At 67.7% G+C, this 17956-nt stretch carries 18 protein-coding genes; 4 read left to right on the top strand and 14 right to left on the bottom strand.

From position 1 onward, the window contains the following. Window positions 1-51: 51 nt before the first annotated feature. From ACV22W_RS07955 to ACV22W_RS07945, 3 genes are all read right to left on the bottom strand, one after another. Window positions 52-327 carry a DUF1488 family protein gene (locus ACV22W_RS07955; protein WP_012218261.1) on the bottom strand — a complete coding sequence of 92 codons (276 nt, stop codon included), beginning with the start codon at window positions 325-327 and terminating at the stop codon, window positions 52-54. 41 nt (window positions 328-368) lie between these two features. Continuing rightward, window positions 369-842: a universal stress protein gene (locus tag ACV22W_RS07950; RefSeq protein ID WP_448018671.1), complete on the bottom strand. Its 474-nt coding sequence runs from the start codon at window positions 840-842 to the stop codon at window positions 369-371. A gap of 155 nt (window positions 843-997) precedes the next feature. Further along, entirely contained in the window at window positions 998-1813 is an 816-nt protein-coding gene (locus ACV22W_RS07945) for a hypothetical protein (RefSeq protein WP_448018670.1), read from the bottom strand. A 28-nt stretch (window positions 1814-1841) separates the two neighbouring features. On the opposite strand from ACV22W_RS07945, the gene ACV22W_RS07940 reads away from it, so the two are divergent. After that, window positions 1842-4226, top strand: a complete 2385-nt coding sequence (locus ACV22W_RS07940; RefSeq protein WP_448018669.1) for an HAD-IC family P-type ATPase — start codon at window positions 1842-1844, stop codon at window positions 4224-4226. A 309-nt stretch (window positions 4227-4535) separates the two neighbouring features. Further along, window positions 4536-6140, top strand: a complete 1605-nt coding sequence (locus ACV22W_RS07935; RefSeq protein ID WP_448018668.1) for a bifunctional aminoglycoside phosphotransferase/ATP-binding protein — start codon at window positions 4536-4538, stop codon at window positions 6138-6140. A 66-nt stretch (window positions 6141-6206) separates the two neighbouring features. Here the strand turns inward: ACV22W_RS07935 and ACV22W_RS07930 are convergent, their stop codons facing one another. Continuing rightward, entirely contained in the window at window positions 6207-6656 is a 450-nt protein-coding gene (locus tag ACV22W_RS07930; RefSeq protein ID WP_059585710.1) for a CBS domain-containing protein, read from the bottom strand. A 299-nt stretch (window positions 6657-6955) separates the two neighbouring features. Here ACV22W_RS07930 and ACV22W_RS07925 point away from each other — a divergent pair, with 299 nt between their 5' ends. Then, window positions 6956-7549, top strand: a complete 594-nt coding sequence (locus ACV22W_RS07925; RefSeq protein ID WP_321850734.1) for a rhomboid family intramembrane serine protease — start codon at window positions 6956-6958, stop codon at window positions 7547-7549. 31 nt (window positions 7550-7580) lie between these two features. Here ACV22W_RS07925 and ACV22W_RS07920 read toward each other — a convergent pair whose 3' ends face one another. The 4 genes from ACV22W_RS07920 to ACV22W_RS07905 all read right to left on the bottom strand — a co-directional run bounded on the left by ACV22W_RS07920 (window position 7581) and on the right by ACV22W_RS07905 (window position 12469). Further along, window positions 7581-8045, bottom strand: a complete 465-nt coding sequence (locus ACV22W_RS07920; RefSeq protein ID WP_448018667.1) for a hypothetical protein — start codon at window positions 8043-8045, stop codon at window positions 7581-7583. A 153-nt stretch (window positions 8046-8198) separates the two neighbouring features. After that, a complete protein-coding gene (locus ACV22W_RS07915; RefSeq protein WP_448018740.1) occupies window positions 8199-9458 on the bottom strand; it encodes an ABC transporter ATP-binding protein in 1260 nt (419 codons plus the stop codon). A 119-nt stretch (window positions 9459-9577) separates the two neighbouring features. Next, window positions 9578-11311: an ABC transporter permease gene (locus tag ACV22W_RS07910; RefSeq protein ID WP_448018666.1), complete on the bottom strand. Its 1734-nt coding sequence runs from the start codon at window positions 11309-11311 to the stop codon at window positions 9578-9580. A gap of 198 nt (window positions 11312-11509) precedes the next feature. Then, on the bottom strand, window positions 11510-12469 hold the full coding sequence (locus ACV22W_RS07905; RefSeq protein ID WP_448018665.1) for an acetyltransferase: 960 nt from the start codon (window positions 12467-12469) through the stop codon (window positions 11510-11512). A 44-nt stretch (window positions 12470-12513) separates the two neighbouring features. Here ACV22W_RS07905 and ACV22W_RS07900 point away from each other — a divergent pair, with 44 nt between their 5' ends. Next, a complete protein-coding gene (locus tag ACV22W_RS07900; protein WP_448018664.1) occupies window positions 12514-13500 on the top strand; it encodes a ribose-phosphate diphosphokinase in 987 nt (328 codons plus the stop codon). Here the strand turns inward: ACV22W_RS07900 and ACV22W_RS07895 are convergent. From ACV22W_RS07895 to ACV22W_RS07870, 6 genes are all read right to left on the bottom strand, one after another. After that, window positions 13478-14554: a hypothetical protein gene (locus ACV22W_RS07895; RefSeq protein WP_448018663.1), complete on the bottom strand. Its 1077-nt coding sequence runs from the start codon at window positions 14552-14554 to the stop codon at window positions 13478-13480. The two genes, ACV22W_RS07900 and ACV22W_RS07895, sit on opposite strands and share 23 nt — an antisense overlap. Next, on the bottom strand, window positions 14551-15927 hold the full coding sequence (locus tag ACV22W_RS07890) for a nicotinate phosphoribosyltransferase (protein WP_448018739.1): 1377 nt from the start codon (window positions 15925-15927) through the stop codon (window positions 14551-14553). The genes ACV22W_RS07895 and ACV22W_RS07890 overlap by 4 nt, the downstream gene beginning before the upstream one ends. A 79-nt stretch (window positions 15928-16006) precedes the next feature. Continuing rightward, window positions 16007-16462, bottom strand: coding sequence for a hypothetical protein (locus ACV22W_RS07885; RefSeq protein WP_448018662.1), 456 nt, complete (start codon window positions 16460-16462; stop codon window positions 16007-16009). A gap of 204 nt (window positions 16463-16666) precedes the next feature. Further along, on the bottom strand, window positions 16667-16906 hold the full coding sequence (locus tag ACV22W_RS07880) for a hypothetical protein (RefSeq protein WP_059452422.1): 240 nt from the start codon (window positions 16904-16906) through the stop codon (window positions 16667-16669). Then, window positions 16890-17363 carry a hypothetical protein gene (locus ACV22W_RS07875; protein WP_448018661.1) on the bottom strand — a complete coding sequence of 158 codons (474 nt, stop codon included), beginning with the start codon at window positions 17361-17363 and terminating at the stop codon, window positions 16890-16892. The genes ACV22W_RS07880 and ACV22W_RS07875 overlap by 17 nt, the downstream gene beginning before the upstream one ends. A gap of 123 nt (window positions 17364-17486) precedes the next feature. Next, the gene (locus ACV22W_RS07870; RefSeq protein ID WP_448018660.1) at window positions 17487-17936 is read right to left on the bottom strand and encodes a CBS domain-containing protein; all 450 of its coding nucleotides are present in this window, start codon (window positions 17934-17936) and stop codon (window positions 17487-17489) included. Window positions 17937-17956: the final 20 nt, after the last annotated feature.

The raw sequence follows: 17956 nt of genomic DNA, 5'->3' as shown, positions 1-17956 counted from the left end.
GTACCCGCACGCCCCGGCACGCGCTTGATGCGCGTCAAGGGTGGCGGACGATCATGTACAGAACCGGAAATGGCCGCTGTGGAGCAGGATCGGGCGTCCGCCGATTTCCTCGAGCAGACGGCGGGCTGCGCGCTCGATGGCGGGACGATGGCGCGCGAAGGCGTCGACGAGATCCTGCTCGCGAGGCGACGCCGCGCGGAAGTGATCTTCCAGCGCGGCCGAGGTGATCGCGCAGCGCACGCGGCGACCTTCGACGAGCGCCGGAAAGCTCAGCGCGGAATCGAGGTCGCAATACGTCGGATGTTCTGAAGGAAACGATATCTGCATGATGATCACCTGGGCAGGTGGCGCACTGGCCGGCAGCGACACTAGGCCACCGCGACCGTGGCGGGTGAGGTATCCTCGCCGCGCACGAGCAGGACCGGGCAACTCGATGCGCGAAGGAAACGTTCTGCAACGCTGCCGAGCACCAGCCGCCGGACACCGCGTCGACCGTGCGTGCCGACCACGGCCAGATCGATCGCATGATCGACGACGTAGCGCTGCAGGCGCTCCGCGACGTCCTGACCGAAATCGGTCTCGATGATTTCGGTCTCGCCGTTGACGGCCGCGCGCGAGATCGTCCGGTCGGCGTCTCGCAAGATCGCGGCGCCATGGCGCCGGATCTCGTCGAGCAAGGCTTCCGGCTCCATGCGTCCGCCGTAGGCGAACAGCGTGGATTTGTCGACGACGAACACGGCAAACAGGCGGGCGCCGCACAAGCGGGCCATCCTGAGACCTTCGTCGAGCGCCCGATTGGCCGAAGGACTGCCGTCCGTCGCAACCAAGATATTCGTGTACATGCGAACCTCGCTGATGAACCGACCCGCCGGCGGCGTTCGGATTCGCTTCCATCATCGGTGCTCGCCGCAAGCACGCGTTGACCGAAGTCAACGGTTTGGGGCCGCCACGAAACCGGCGCGAGAAGAAGCCGCCGGCAGTTGGTCCACATCCGCCGCTAGCCCGGCGACTTCTTGTCCGACCGGAAGCCTTGCTCGATATCGAGGATCTTCCGGGCGCACACGTCGTATTGCCATCCCGGGCCGCCGTTGCTGTCGTACATGCCCTTGCACATCGCCTTGAGCCGGATCACGGAGCCACCGCCACCCGATTCCGCGCGTGACGCCCACAGATAGACTTCCCCGGCCAGATACGGCTGCGCCGTCTCGATCCGGTCCGTGCCGAATCGCGTGATCCGGGTCGACGAATGATCCTGGACGTAGCGTCGCGTGCGGCTCCATGCCCGGTCGCATTCGGACGGTGTCGAACATTGCAGCGATGCGGCCTGACGCATCGCAAGAAGTTGCGTCTCCGTCGACCTGAAGGCCGCGAGCCGGTCCGGTCCTGCACACGCACCCGACGCAAGCAGCACGCCAACCATCAACAACCGTCGTTTCATCGCCAATGCCTCGTGAGGCCGTGAGTGCCGCTCGCAACGGAACGGCATGATCGCGCTCGGCGTCAAGCCGACGGTATCGCGACTGGCATGCTGCATCCCGCATGCAGCCGCGCGCGACATTGCGCAAGCGCTGAGTTCAACTGTATTGCCACTCCAGCGAACGCGGTTGACGTGTGTCAATCGCGCCTGCGCAGCGAGCGGCGGCGCGCCGATGCCAACCGCGCCGGTGCACCCGCCGAAAAAGCCGTGCTCGCTGCATCGATGCCGTTGACCGGCGTCAACGCCGACGAATCGGCGTGCGATAGCGTCATCACAGACAAGCAACGAGAACACCACTCGCGGCCCGGGTGGGCCGCCCTCGTCACCCGCGTCCACGTGGCGCCATCCATCCGGTTATTGCACTATGTCAGCCCCCGTCAACACGGCTCCTGCGGAACCGACGCGCCAGACGGCGCACGCGTCGTCGGAACGCGCAGCACCGCCCGGCCTGTCCAGCGCAGAAGCCCGCTCGCGCAAGGCCGAATTCGGACCCAATACGGTCAGGGAAACGACACCTTCGTTCACTCGGGTGTTACTGACCAAACTATGGGCGCCGGTACCGTGGTTGCTTGAAGCCTCGATCGTCCTTCAGCTCGCCATCGGCGCGTATATCGAAGCAGCAGTGATTACCGTTCTGCTCGCATTCAACGTCGTACTGTCCCTGATACAGGAGCAGCGCGCGGCAACCGCGCTCTCGGTGCTGCGCAAACAGCTCGAACCGACGGCCCGGGTCCGTCGCGACGGCCGCTGGATCCGCGTTCCGGCCGCCGATCTCGTGCCGGACGATGCCATCGAGCTGCCGATCGGAGCGGTCGTCCCGGCGGACGTGCGCGTAACGAACGGCTTCGCTACGGTCGACCAGGCGATGTTGACAGGCGAGTCGACGCTGGTGGACGTCCCCGCTGGATCGATGGTCCACTCAGGTTCGATCGTGAAGCGCGGTCATGCGCTCGGCATCGTCACGGCAACGGGCACGCGGACCTGTTTCGGTCGAACCGTCGAACTGGTGCGCATCGCCCGTGCCCCGAGCACCGAACAGCATGCGGTGCTCGCGGCGGTCAGATATCTCGGGATGATCAATGGCGCTATCGCGCTCGTCGCGCTCGGCTATGCCCGTCATCTTGGTTTCTCCTCCGGTGAGTTGCTCCGCCTCGCGCTCACGATGCTGCTCGCGACCGTCCCCGTGGCACTGCCCGCGACCTTTACCCTGTCCGCTGCACTGAGCGCGCTTTCGCTCAGTCGGCGCGGTGCGTTGCCGACACGCCTGTCGGCCGTTCACGAGGCCGCGGCCATGGACGTGCTGTGCTCCGACAAGACCGGCACGCTCACACGGAACGCGGCGGAAGTCACCGAAGTCGCGCCTCAGCCCGGTTACACGCCGGAACAGCTGTTGGACCTCGCGGCACTCACTTGCGAACCGGCCGGAGACGATCCGCTCGATGCCGCGATCCTTCGCGCGGTGGCCATGCGAGGCGGCGAACCGTGTCCGGACCGAACGGTTCGACGCGTGCCGTTCGACCCCGACACGAAGATGTCGCAAGCGTTCGTGCAAGACGCCGACGGAAGACCGATGCATGTCGTAAAAGGCGCGTTGCAGGCGCTCGAACGGATCATGGAGTGCAATTCCGACGTGCGCGCGAACTCAGACGCGCTCGCGCGCGACGGACGGCGCATCATCGCGGTCGGGGTGGAGACGGCGGACGGCCGGCGCAGCCTGGCCGGACTCATCGCACTCACCGATCCCCCGCGCGCGGATGCCGCGACGCTGATCGAGTCGCTCCGCGCGCTCGGCGTGCGCACGATCATGGTGACGGGCGACTCGGCCGCGACGGCCGCCGCCATCGCGCACGATATCGGCCTGCGGCCGACGCCGTACCCGCGCGACAATGGTTTCGATCGAGCGAAGCTGGCGCGATTCGACGTATTCGCGCGCGTGATGCCCGAGGACAAGTACCGCCTCGTCCAGGCACTGCAGGGAGCCGGTCACGTGGTCGGCATGTGCGGCGACGGCGTCAACGATGCGCCCGCATTGCGCCAGGCCCAAGTGGGCATAGCCGTGTCGAACGCCAGCGATGCCGCGAAGGCCGCCGCCGCGATCGTTCTCACGGAACCCGGACTGTCGGGAGTCGTCGCGGCCGTCAGCGAAGGGAGAATGGCGTTCCGGCGACTGCTCACCTATACGCTGAACATGCTCGTCAAAAAGATCGAGATCGTGTTGTTGTTGACGGTCGGCCTCATCGCTTTGCACCGACCGTTGATCACGCCGATGATCATGATCATCCTGCTGGTCACGAACGACTTCCTGACGATGTCGCTGACGACCGATCGCGCGGAGCCTGCGCAAGCCCCGCAGCGCTGGAACATGCCACGCATCGTTCTTGCCGCAACGCTCTTCGGTTTCGGCAAGCTCGCGTTTTCGGCTGGCGTGATTGCCTTCGGCGCATTCGAGGGCCATCTGGCGTCCTCGTCCATCCTGACGCTCGGCTTCCTGGCGATTGCATTCGGCAATCAAGCGATGATCTATGTGCTCCGGTCGCGCAAGCGTGTCTGGAGTTCGATGCCGAGCCGCTGGCTGCTGATTTCTTCCGTCGTCGACGTCGCGATCGTCTGCGCGCTCGCCTTGTCCGGCACCCTGGTGACCGCGCTCCCGCTTCAGTGGATCGTCGGCGTCGCCGTGGCGGCATCGGGTTTCGCGCTCGTCGTGGATCAACTGAAAGTTCTTGCCGGCCGCCGACTGAACATCGGCTAGCATGCCAACTGCATGTCCGGACCGCGTGCCGGGCCGCACGGCTTGCCGTCTGCACGGCGCGGAGACTTCACACGGCAAGCGTGGCCGTCGACGATCGGCTGCCCCCCAGGACGCCTGCTTGACGGACATCAAGTCGAAACATGCGTGGGTCGGCTGCAATAGGGAGTGTCGAATCGGCGATCCTTGGCCGGTCAACCCGATCCGGTGACATCGAGCTGGCGAGAACGTGCCATGCCCGATGCTCGTCTGGAACCCGCTCCAGCGGGGCGGCAACACGTATGCGCGCCCCGTATAACCGATCCGTTCATCATGTCCCGAGCGCCGCATGTCCCGTTCGCGCTGAATCGCGGAAATGCGCGACGAAAGTCGACGCAATTCGATCGCGCAATGCGCCGACCCGCCACCTATCCCCACCCCGCAGGCCGGATCGAGCGGATCGAAACCCATCTGTCCGTCGTCTATCTGGCCGGGCGCTATGCGTACAAGCGCATCAAGCCGGTGCACTTCGCCTTCGTCGATCTGATGCGGCCTGCACAGCGGCGCCGCTGCGCGCTCGCGGAGTGCACGCTCAATCGGCCGTTCGCCGGCCCGCTGTATCTGGGTGTCTGGCCGCTCGTCGCGCACGGCCGGCGATGCGCGTTCGCCGCACCGGTGCCGACCGGCGGGCGCCGGCGCCGGCAGCAGACGGTCCCGGGCGAGTACGTGGTGCGCATGCGCCGGTTCGACGCGCAGGCGATGTTGTCGGTTCGCAGCGCATCGCGCGACGACGGTCTGGCGGATGCGGATGCCCTCGTCGATACGCTGGCCCACCATCATCTGCACGCGCCGCGCCGGGCACCACGCGGCCATTCCGGCAGCGCGGCGAGCGTCGCGGCCCAGTGCCGCCCCTTGCTCGACACGCTCGACGTCACGGTGCCGGACGAAGCCGCGCTGCGCGCATGGTACGAAGCCGAACTGGCCCGCATCGCACCGTTGCTCGCCGATCGGCATGCGCGCGGTTTCGTGCGCGCATGTCACGGCGACCTGCATCTCGAGAACATCGTGCGCTGGCGGAACCGGATCCTGATGTTCGACTGCATCGAATTCGACGACGCGCTGCGCTGGATCGACGTGGCGAGCGATCTCGCGTTCACGCTGATGGATTTCTCCGCCCACGGCCGCGAGGATTGCGCCCACCGCCTCCTTTCCGGCTGGCTGGCACGCACGGGCGACCATGCGGCACTGGGCGTGCTGCCGTGCTACTTCGTCTACCGTGCGCTGGTACGCGCGCTGACCGCCCGGCTGCGCGGCGACGAAGCGGCGCGCGCCGGCTATCTGCGCGTTGCATCGGCGATGGCCGATGCACGACGCGATGCGCAGCCGGCGTTGCTCATGTGCCATGGAGTTTCCGGCTCGGGCAAATCGCTGGCCAGTCGTGCGCTGGCCGCGCAACTCGGCGCCATCCGGTTGTCCAGCGACGTCGAGCGCAAGCGCCTGGCCGGTGCACCGGCCGACACCCGCCTGTCCCCCGGCGCCTATTCGGACACCGCGATCGACGAGATCTACGAAAGGCTTCTAGCGAAGGTTCGCGTGGTTCTCGACAGCGGCTACACGGCGATCGTCGATGCGACGTTCCTGCGCCAGCGCAACCGGACGGCGTTCATCGCCCTCGCCGCGCGGCTCGGCGTGCGCGTCGCGATGCTCGATTTCACCGCGAGCCAGGCGACGCTCACGGCGCGTGTCGCGGCCCGGGCGGCACACGGACGCGATGCCTCCGATGCCGACACCGCCGTACTAGCCCGGCAGATCGAGCATGCCGACCCGCTGACCGAAACCGAAGCCGCGATCACCATTCGTTTCGACACCGATTGCGATGCCTCAGCGTACGAAAGCCGTGCGTTCTGGGCGCCATTGCTCGCCACGCTGCACACGTAAGCCCGCGGGGCGAATGCCTCGGGCAAGCGGTCCGGCCGCGCCGGACGCCAGCCCTGCCCCGCAACGTCACGCGCGGAAACGCTGCTCCTCGATCTGCTGCAGCTTGCCGACTTCCACGACGCCGCCGAGCAACCCGGCGAGATGCTCGACGATATCGTCCAGCGTCACGATGCCGGCGAGGCGCCCTGCATCGTCGACGACCGGCAGTCTCCGAATGCCCGAGCGGCGCATCTCCTCGAGCGCGACGCCGATCTCGTCGGTGTCGGACACGACGACAAGGCCCCGCGACATGATCTGGCCGGCCGTCACGTCGCCCGGATCGTCGCCGCGGGCCATCACCTCGATCACCAGGTCGCGGTCGGTCACCAGCCCGATCGGAATGGCTTCGCCGTTGCGGTACTCGATCACGACGATGTCGCCGACATGCGCGTGCCGCATGCGATCGGCGAGTTCAAACGCACTGCATTCGGCCGTGCACGATTCGACCGGTTGGGTACTGATTCTTCCGATGTGCATGATGAGGCTCCCATTGCCCTTCGCGTGGACGATACGGCATGCGCCCCGCCCCGCGGCGACGCATGTTTCCCGAGTTCAGCGTAAGCGCGGCGCCCCGGGCAGGGTTGACGCACGTCAACCTGCTGCTCGCCGTCGGGGCTGACGACACGGGGACGGCGAGGCGGCGAGGCGGCGACCGTCCATGATCTGCCTCAATGGCCACGCACGGGCCACCGCTAACGTGGCGGTATGTCATGAAGTTCGATTCCGGCCGCACCGCTGGCCGGCAACGCCACCTCCGTCCCGCGGATTCCGCCGCCATGACCTACGCATTGATTCTGGTGAACTTGGCCGTGTTCATCGCCGAGGCGAGCGGCTGGCCAGTGCTCATCGACCTGTTCGCGCTGTGGCCGCCCGCACGACCGGGCGCGCCGGCGACACCGGATTTCCACGTCTGGCAGTTGCTGACGTACAGCGTGCTGCATGCCAGCCTCGCCCATATCGCGTTCAACATGTTCGGGCTCTACATGTTCGGACGCGACGTCGAACGTGTGCTCGGGCGCGCGCGCTTTCTCGCGCTCTATCTGGCGAGCGTGCTGGCCGGCGCGATCACGCAGCTCGCGGTGATGCGGGCCCTGCCGCCCAGCGACGCACCGACCGTCGGTGCGTCGGCCGGCGTTTTCGGTGCGTTGATCGCTTATGCCGTGCTGTTTCCGAAACGGCGCGTCGTGCTGCTGTTTCCGCCGGTGCCGATGCCAGCATGGCTCTTCGCGACCGGTTATGCGTTGACCGAATTGCTGTCCGGCCTCAGCGGCGACACGAGCGGCGTCGCGCATTTCGCCCATCTCGGCGGAATGCTCGGCGCGCTCGTGTGCCTCGCCTTCTGGCGAACACGCGCGGACGAGCGCGCGTGATGCCGGTTCCAGCCGACGGCAGGAACGGCCCCTAGATGCTGAGATATCCCTGGAACAGCCACGGTGGGCCGGTTCTGTCGCCCGTCGCGCGACCGCTCGCGGCGGGCACGCAGACGCCCGAGAAACCGGGCGACCCGTCCTGCCAGAACGACGGCACGAAGGAAAATTCGCCGTTGACCGTCACCACGAAGTCGCGATTGAACTGCGACGGCGCGAAAATCGTCACCTCGTGGAAGAACGATGCGGCCTCGTCGTGTGCCGTGCTGCGCGCGGCAAGCAGCCCCCTGGAGTCATAACGCGCCGGCAGCGTGTAGATCCTCCCGCCGCGCTCGATCGCTTCCGCCGGCGTGAACACGAGTTCCACGCCCGGGTACGGCAAACGGTAAGGCTCGCGACAGATCGGCCCGTCGGGCCCGAGCGCGAGCGGCGGATGAGCCCAGAGCGAAAGCGACAGCGGGCTCGTGCGCTGGGCGAAGTATTCGGAAAGCCAGTTCATGGTCAGTCCTCCCGGGAACGGTCATTGACGTCGAGTTGCGGAGCTTGTCTGCCGGATCGACGCGATTGCGTCGACGGTTCGTCCAGCGTCGCACGCCCCGCCGCGCGACGCTTGATGCCGATCAAGCACGCGACCGACATGCAGCCCGAACGATCAGCGGCCGAACGTGCGGGTATGGTCGTCGTAATCGAACAGCCCCGCGTAGCGGCCCCAGTCGGTCACGACCCGCAGCGCCTGCTCCGCGCTGCGCGGATCGAGATGATCCTCGAGTTCGAGCTCGAAACGCTCGCGCGGCGCGCGATGCCCTTCGCGTTCGCCCAGCACTTCGTCGATATGCTCGGCGAGCGGCACGAACCGGACGACATGCTCGCGAAACAGACGCCGCCGGGCATCGTCGTCGCTTTGCGCGAACACGTGGCCTGCGGCGCTCAGCCGGATCGTCCGATCGTGCCATTCGGCGAACGCGAGCAGGTGGAGCGCGGCCGCGGTCGAATACAGCGCGTCGGCCCGGAGTGCGAGCGCCGATGCGATCGTGCCGAGCTCCGCATGACCGTCGTACGGCGCGGCCGCGAGCGCGTCGACGAACCCGGCGAGATGGTGGCTCGACACGTCGGGCAGCTTCATGGCCAGCGCACTGCCCGTCGCTTCCCGGCCTGCCGCCGTGTCGGTGATGCGTGCGGTCAGCGTCGCATAGATCCTGCCGACGATCGCCTGGACGGCCGGATCGTGCCGGCTGCGCGGGCGCGGCAGCGGCACGCTCAGCGTTGCCTCGATGTGCGCGGGGCCGGCGCCGAGCACCAGGATGCGATCGCACATCAGCACGGCTTCCTCGATGTTGTGCGTCACCATCAGCACCGACCGGATCGACAGCTGATGCGCGTCCCACAGATCGAGAAAATCCGTGCGCAGCGTTTCCGCGGTCAGCACGTCGAGCGCCGAGAACGGTTCGTCCATCAACATCAGCACGGGTTCGCTGACCAGCGCGCGGGCGAACCCCACCCGCTGGCGCATGCCGCCCGACAGTTCGCGGGGAAACGCCGATTCGAACCCGTCGAGGCCGATCAGTTCGATCGCGGCGGTCGCGCGTGCGCGTGCGTCGCTCGGCGCCAGACCCAGCGCGTCGAGGCCGAGCTCGACGTTTTCGATGACGGTCAGCCACGGGTACAGCGCGAAGGTCTGGAACACCACTGCGATACCGTCGGTCGGACCGGCGAGCGGTGCGCCGCGATACGTCACCGCGCCCGTCGACGGCTTGACGAGCCCGCCGGCGATCCTCAGCAGCGTGGACTTGCCCGAGCCGGAGCGGCCCAGCAGCCCGAGGATCTCGCCCTCGTGCAGCGCGAGATCGATATCGGCCAGCACGCGCAGCGGTTCGCCGGACGGCTTCGTGAACGATTTGCATACGGCCCGCATCTCGAGCACGACCGCCGCCGGGTCCGAAGCCGGCGCGGCCGCGCTCGCGACGTTCCCTTCCGTGCATTCGCTGAGGTTCGGCACACGGGTCTCCCGCGAGTAAATGATCGGTTGAGGGCTCAATCGAGCCGCGTGCGGCGCTCCGCGAACGCGTACATCGGGCGCCACACGAGCCGATTGGTCGCGATCACGAGCAGCGACATCACGGCGACGCCGAGCGCGATGCGCGGATAGTCGCCGGCGTCGGTCATCCGCGCGATGTAGGCGCCGAGTCCGCCGGCATCCAGGCGCGTGCTGCCCCAGCTCACGGCCTCGGCGACGATGCTCGCGTTCCATGCACCGCCCGACGCGGTAATCGCGCCCGTCACGAAGTACGGCAGGACGCCCGGCAGCATGACGCGTCGCCACCACGTCGCCGGCCGCACCCGGAAGCACGCGGCCGCTTCCCGCAGGTCGGCCGGGAACGCGCTCGCACCGGCGATCACGTTGAACAGGACATACCATTGCGCACCCAATATCATCAGCGGGCACAGCCAGATGTCGGGTTCGAGCCGCAGGCGCACGATCGCGAAAACCGCGACCGGAAACAGCAGGTTGGCCGGAAACGCGGCGAGGAACTGCGTGACCGGCTGGATGCGGGCGGCCACGCCCGGCCGGAGGCCGATCGCGATGCCGATCGGCACCCAGATCGCCGACGCGAGGGTAACCAGCACGGTCACACGGACGAACGTGAGCCCGCCTTCGCTCGCGACGACGCGCAGGTCCGTCCAGGTGAGCGTCGCGCGTCCGAGCCGGAACAGTTCGAACGCCGCATATGCGCATCCTGCGCCGCACAGTGCGAACCAGAGCACGTCGCCCGTGTGTCGCGGCAGCGCGATCCGGTCGCGCCATGCCGACATGAACCCGCGCAGCCGCGCGCGTGCCGCGCGACGCAGCACCGCCCGGATCGGGCCGACCGCACGGCCGATCCATCTCGATCGGTGGAACAGGTCGAGCATCCAGCTGGGCGATGCGACCGCGGGCGTCGCATCGCCATAGCGAAACCGTTCCGACCATGCAACCAGCGGCCTGAACAGCAACTGGTCGTACAGGACGATCGCGACGCTCATCGCGACGATCGCCCAGCCCACGGCAGCGAGGTCGCGGTTCGCGATCGCCTGCGCGACGTAGGCGCCGACGCCCGGCAGGTCGACGTGCAGGTTGCCGACCGCGATCGCCTCGGACGCGACCACGAAAAACCAGCCGCCCGACATCGACATCATCGCGTTCCAGACGAGTCCCGGCATCGCGAACGGCACGTCGAGGCGCCAGAAGCGCTGCCATGCGGACAGCCGGAAGCTGCGGCTGGCCTCGTCGAGATCGAGCGGCACCGTGCGCAGCGCCTGATAGAAGCTGAACGTCATGTTCCAGGCCTGGCTGGTGAAGATCGCAAAGATCGCCGCACACTCGGCGCCGAGGATCCGCCCGGGAAACAGCGACAGGAAGAACAGCACCGTAAACGACAGGTAGCCGAGGATCGGCACCGACTGCAACACGTCGAGCAGCGGAATCAGCACACGCTCGGCGCGACGGCTGCGGGCCGCCGCGGTCGCATAGACGAACGTGAAGACGATCGATGCGAGCAGTGCCGCGAACATGCGCGCGACGGTGCGCAGCGTGTAGCCGGGCAGCGCCGCGGGCGACAGCGAAATGGCCGGGGGATGCGTCACGGCCAGCGGGCCCGCCATCTGGTGCGCCGAGATGCCGGCCAGCAACAGGAAACCGGCCACGATCAGCATCGCGGCGAGATCCCGCCAGCCCGGCACGGGCAGCGCCCAGCGCCCGCCCCGCAATACCTCCGCATGGTGCTCCACGACGCCTCTCCCGCCGATGATGGCGGTTCATCTTCCCGGGCGGGGCGGCCGGCAGGCTTGACCTGCGTCAACCGCCCTGCAATGCGTGGCGCCACGATTGCAGCGAGTCCTGCCGCGCAACGGCCACCGTTCAGGAGCACCCCGATGACACGCGTTCCGGCCACGCCGTACCGCACCGACAAGCGCGCCTGCGTCGGCTCACGCGGCGGGGTATGCGTTCGCGAGCGCCTCGACGAACGCGTCGAGGCGCTCCGGCGCGAGCCGGTTGATCCCGGCCGCCCCTTCCCGGCCGCCGCCCTCCGGAAATGCGCGACAAAGTCGATCGGCGCCATACGGCGCGGCGACGGGCGCGCGAACGCTGACGGTGTACCCACCGGAGGTCGACAACGTCAGCACCGCGTGAGCGCGTGTCGCATCACCACACGCGAGCCGATTCGCGAAAACGCCGCGCACGCGACGCGCCCAGCGCGTATCGGGGAGGATATAGACGTCCGCCCCCGGCAGCGCGATGCTCGCGCGCTGTCGCTCCGCGCGCGCGATATCGCGTCGCCGGTTGGCGTCGAGCCGCCGCGCGAGGGGCGACTTCGCGAACTCGAGCGGGTTCGCGTATTGCCGCACCGCCGAATACACGGCCAGCGGGGCCATGAAGAGGTCGTCCGGGCGATCGCCGTAACCGTTGTAGTTGATGGATTCGCCGAGCACCTGCAGACGGTGGGCATCGCCATCCGTCAGGCCGCACGCGGCGGCGAGCCGGCCTGCCACGCCGACGAGATTGTCGCCATAGGCACCCACCACCGCCCAGAGCCGCTGCCGGCCTGCCAGGTACCGGTCGACGATGACGCTCGTACAGGTGTCCGGTGCCGTGTCGATATGCGCGCGAAGGTGCGGATGAGCGGGCACGGCGCCGGGCATGTGGTGATCGAAATAGTCGACGTCGACCCCGCGCGCCAGCAGCGCATCGAGTGCCGCGCGGTTCACGTCGAGCGAAACGTCCAGGACGGTGACGATGTCGCCCGCGGAGGCCGGCACGCGCGCGAGCAGCGCGATGTCGCGCTTGGGCCCCGTCACGAGCACCGACTCGGCCGGCATCTCGAGCCGGAGCTGCTGAAGCGAGCAGATGCCGTCCGCATCACCGTTGAACACGTCAAAGCGCGTCATGATGCGCGACGCCCGATAACTGCATGAAGCGAGGTAGCCATGCCATGGAACAACTCCCTTTCAGCCTGTTCGCGTTCGACTCGTGTCGCGCCTTCGGCGAACGAATCGCGGCCCGTCTCGGCGTCACGCTCGCCGCGCACGAGGAACGCCCGTTCGAGGACGGCGAACACAAGACGCGTGCGCTGGTCAGCGTGCGCGGCCACGATGTCTACGTCGTGCAGTCGCTGCACGGCGAGCCAGGCAGTTCCGTCAACGACAAGCTGTGCCGGTTGCTGCTGTTCATCGGTGCATTGAAGGACGCGTCGGCCGCACGCGTCTGTGCGGTAACGCCCTACCTGTGCTACTCGCGCAAGGACCGCCGGTCTCAGCCGCGCGATCCGGTCTCCACGCGCTATGTCGCCATGTTGCTCGAAGCGGTGGGCGTCGATCGTGTCGTCACGATCGACATCCACAACATCGCGGCGTTCCAGAACGCGTTTCGTTGTCCGACGGAGCATCTCGAGGCGAACGGCATGCTGGTCGACTGGTTCGCCGCGCAAACGGGCGAACGGCCGGTCGTGGTCGTATCTCCCGACGCGGGAGGCGTGCGGCGCGCCGAGGATTTCCGTACCCGGCTGGAAGCGCGCATCGGGCGCCCGGTCGACGCGGCATTCGCCGGCAAGCTGCGCAGCGGCGGCATCGTGACACCCAAGCCGATCGTGGGCGAGGTCGCCGGCCGTTGCGCCGTCATCGTCGACGACCTGATCGGCACCGGGACGACATTGGCCCGCACGGCCGAGGATTGCCGCACGCTCGGCGCGCAATCCGTCTACGCGGTCGCGACGCACGGGATGTTCTTTGACGACGCGGCCGACCTGCTCGGCGGCGACGCGCTCGCCGGCATCGCCGTGACCGACACGGTGCCGCCCTGGCGCGTGCCGGCCGGGCCGCTCAGGGACAAGCTCGCGATCCTCGACAGCGCGCCGCTGTTTGCCGAGGCGATTGCGCGTATCCATCGCGGCGGCTCGCTCACGGACCTGCTGCGGCGCTGACGTGGCTGGCCACCCACGTGCGCTCGCAGGCGTCGGCGTGCCGCCGGGCAAGCGCGATGTACGTGCTCGCGCGCTCGCGCCAGACCGGCGTCGCCCTGAACGCGGGCTCGCGCAGGTGCCACGCGGCGAGCCGCGCGCGCGTCATGGCCCGGCAGCTCTGATAGAAATGCACGCATCCGTCGTCGACATCATCGCCGCTCGCGGAGCGATAGGCATTGACGAGCGCGTCTGCGAAACCCGGTGCGCCGAGACGCTCGCATTCGAGCGCGAGAAAGCCGACCTCGTCGGCCGCATCCTGGACTCGCAGTCGTCTGCAGAATTCTAGGCAATCGATGATCGCGACCGGATCGTCGATGCAGACGTGTTCGGGACGCAGATCGCCGTGCCCTTCGACGACATGCCCCTGCCGCACACGCAGGTCGAAGCGCGCGGCTTCACACACGAGCAACGAACGCTGCCGCGCGCAGAGCGTCCGCACGACATCGGCGGACTGGCCCGCGAGCGGCTTGCACAACGCGCGTTCGTTGGTGTCGATCGTGCAACGCAGCGCTTCGCGATACGCCGCACCTTCGATTCGCGCGGGTGCCAGGGCATGGTAGAACGCGTTCAGGCGAGCCGCGATGCGACACGCATCGCCTGCGGTAGCCATGCCGCACGACAACACGCGGTCGAGCATGCGTGCGGCCGGCAGGCGCCGCATCCGGACCAGCCAGTCGACGATTTCGCCGGGTCCGTCCGCATGCAGGCAACCGCGGGCGTCGACGACGAGCGGTACCACATCGAGATAGACGTCGGGCGCAAGCCGACGGTTCAAACGCACCTCTTCGCAACAGAAGCGATGGCGCGCGGCCAGCGTTCGAAAATCGAGTTGCGGTGCGCGCACGGGCTTCTTGAGCTTCCACGCGTACCGTTCCGTCAGGAATACCCATGACATGTGCGTCTCCACGGCCTCGACCGATCTCGTGCCGTCTGGCCAGGCCGCGGGCTCGCGCAATGCGGCCACCTTGTCGCGCAAGGTGATCGCGCGGCCGGCCGGGATATGGGCATCGTTCATGCCGCTTGCTGCCCCGCGTGCGTGTCCGATCTGGCATGCTCCTGCGCGACGAGTGCCGCCAGCGCCGGAGAAATCGCCGGCTGCAGCGGCATGACGGGCGCCAGCGCATGCATCGGATCGGGCAGCGTGGACAGTTCGCGCATTGCGTGAATGCGGCTCTCGCCGAGCGTGGGGGCCGCGAGTCGCGCCCCTCCGATCATGACGGGACGCAACAGCGGGGTTCCGTCGATATGCTCGCCGTCGAGTCCGAGGCAGTCGGCGGCGATTCGCCCGTCCGGGCCGTATTCCCGGAAAACCTGCTTGCGGCCGGGCAGCGTGGCCTTGCCCTCCGAGTATTTGCAGCGCGCACGGCCCGCATACTCGACGAGCTTGTACGCGCAGTCGAGGCACGGTGCGTCCGCCGACGTACTCATCTGCGTGCCGATTCCGAAACCGTCGATCGGCGCGTGCTGGTGGACGAGTTCCTGCAGGCGGATTTCGTCGAGATTGCCGCTCGCGAAGATCGTCGCGTCCGTCAGGCCACCGTGGTCGAGAATCACGCGCACGTTGCGCGCGTGCGCCGCCAGATCGCCGCTGTCGATCCGGACGCCCTTGATGCGCACGTTGTCGGGCGCAAGCCGCCGCGCCAGTTCGACGACCTTGTGTGCCGCGTGCTCGGTATCGTACGTATCGATCAGCAGCAACGCGTTATCCGGCTGCGATCGCGCGAAATGCTCGAACGCGAGCGCTTCGTCGTCGTGCGACTGGACGTATGAATGCGCCATCGTGCCGTAGACGGGAATGTCGTAGCGCAAGCCGGCGAGCAGGGTCGCCGTGCCCGAGAATCCCGCCAGGTAGCTGGCCCGCGCGGACAGCATCGCCGCCTCCGCGCCATGCGCGCGTCGCATGCCGAAGTCGACCAGCAACCTGCCGTGCGCGACGAGCGTGGCGCGTGCGGCCTTGCTGGCAACCAGCGTCGCGTAATGGAGCAGGTTCATCACGCGGCTCTCGACGAACTGCGCCTCGCGAAACGGCGCCGTGATCCGCAGGATCGGTTCGTCGGCGAAGAACACGGTGCCTTCCGGCATCGCGTCGACGGTGCCCGTGAAACGGAGGCCGGCGAGCGACGCGAGGAAATCGGCTCGCAAGCGCCCGGTCGCGGCCAGGCGCTCAAGGCCGCCGGCCGTAAAGCGCAGACGCTCCAGATAATCGAGGACGGGCGCCAGCCCTGCCGCCATCAGGAATGCCCGATGCTCGGGCAGCGCCCGTACGAAGAACTCGAAGCTGGCCATGTCGTTCATTCCAGCATCGAACGCGGCCTGCATCATCGTCAGTTCATACCAATCCGTCAGCAGCACGTCGTCGACGTCAGCGTCCGGCCAGGATCCGTTCATCATGCGCCCTCCCGCGTCACTCGCGCGCAATCGCGCAGCCGGGACCCGGTCGCTGCGATGCGGACAAGCGTCGCTTCCGTCATTGCGGCGCGGAGCCCGGGGTCGACGGAACCGCGGTCCACACGCCATTGCACGACGCGACATACGGATAGTATCCGCGCGGGTCGTTGCAGTAGTACCACACACGTGCCGGCGGCAGCCGGGCCGGGGTCGGTGGCGGCCGCTGAACGACGATCGCAGGCGGAACGTAGGTCGGATACGGATACATCGGTTCAGGATAGATGTACCAGTAACCGTCGACGATCCACCACCACGCGTAACGCCCGCCGTGCCAGTCCTGGACCCATCGACCACGCTGCCACCGCGTACGCTCCCTCGGCGCGAAATGGCGAAAGTCCCGCCCGTGGAAATCCCTGCCGTGGAAACCCTGGCGGGGAGCATGGCGCGCATGCTGCGCATGTGCCGGCTGCGTCGGCACGCAGCATGCGGCCGCGCACAGCACGAGCAAGCGGCATGTGCGTCTGAGCCTGTTCATGGTCGTCATTCTTCGCGGAGATGCGATCCATCGTATTGAGGCCGTGCCGCGCGGCTTTGACCGTGATCAACGCATGCCCGCGGCCCGGCGTGGCGCCGGTGACACGGCATTCGCAGGCTCCAGGTCATGCCGTGCGCACAGGGCCCGTGTCGCCGCGGTCGCCGGCTCGCATGCGGCGCAGATGACGGTGACAAACGCCGTCCGTCAATACGTGAACGTGTCCGATTTCTTCATTTCGACCCATGTCATGCCGCTGCGCAGTCCCTCCAGCGCTGCCTCGCGTTCGGTCGCGAATACCCGGTGATGCGGGAACACATGCTCGCACTTGCAGTCGGGCGAGCGGACCGTCACGTGGACTCGGCAGCGGTACCCGCCGGTCTCGACGCCAACCGTTTCGATCGCCACGGTCCAGTCCGCCTCATTCAATTCACCGGAAATCGTCATGATTACCCCCTTCCTTGCCGTGCGAGCGCATGCCGCTTCCATCATCGGTCGCGCCACGCCGCGAGCCCCGATGGCGATATCCGGCCCGCCGCCTGAAGAGCCATATCGGGCCGGCGACGAGGCTCAGGATCGCCGCCCACAACAGAAGCACGTAACCGAACAATTGCCAGAATTCGCCGACCCGCTGCTGCAGGATCCATGTGCGGTACGACGCGACGTCGCTCGCGGCATCCGGATACGACGCGCGATAAACGAACAGCGGCAGGCAGACATCGTGTTCAGGCATCGGCGTCGTCAGCAGCGATCCGGCCGGCCGGGCACCCACGCGCCCGCATTCTGGCGCGGTCATGCCGGCCACGACACCGATGCTCAGCGGATGGTCGTGAATCGCGCCGAGCCACGTCGTCGCGCTCGACAGCAGCAGGCAGAGACCGATTGCGCCGAGCCATCGGCGCAATCGGTTGCGCGGGCCGGTTTGCCGGCCGCGTATCATGGGTTCGCGCGCGTCCGAAGGGCGCGTCGCACCATCGAGACCGCCGCCGCATCATGCACGGCGCGACGGAAGCTGGAACCGACCGGCTCAGCCACGCTGCTTCTCCTCGAAATACGGCTGGCGGGCCGCCACGAGCCGCAACTCGTCGAGCAGCGCCGCAGCGGCGCGCAGCAGATCGTCGAGCGACACAATGCCGACCAGTTCGCCGTCGCCGCCGACGACCGGCAATCGACGGACGCCGTGCTGGCGCATCCGCTTCGCGAGCAGCCAGATGTCGTCGTCGACGTTCGCGGTCGCGACGGGCGCCGACATGATGTCGCCGACGAACAGCGAGCCGGCCTCCGCATCGGGGCTGACCACCGTCAGCACGATGTCGCGATCGGTCACCACACCGACCGGCACGCATCGCCCCTCCTGTTCGCGCACGACGATCAGATCGCCCGCGTGCGCGTCGCGCATCATTTCCGCCGCCTCGACGACGGTTGCCCGTGCCGAACACATCGCAACGTCGCGGGTACAGAGCATCCCGGCATTCATGTTCGTTCTCCCCGGCCGGG

It is taken from the genome of Burkholderia sp. AW49-1, from assembly GCF_053427845.1.
This window is presented reverse-complemented; position numbering and strand designations above follow the sequence as displayed.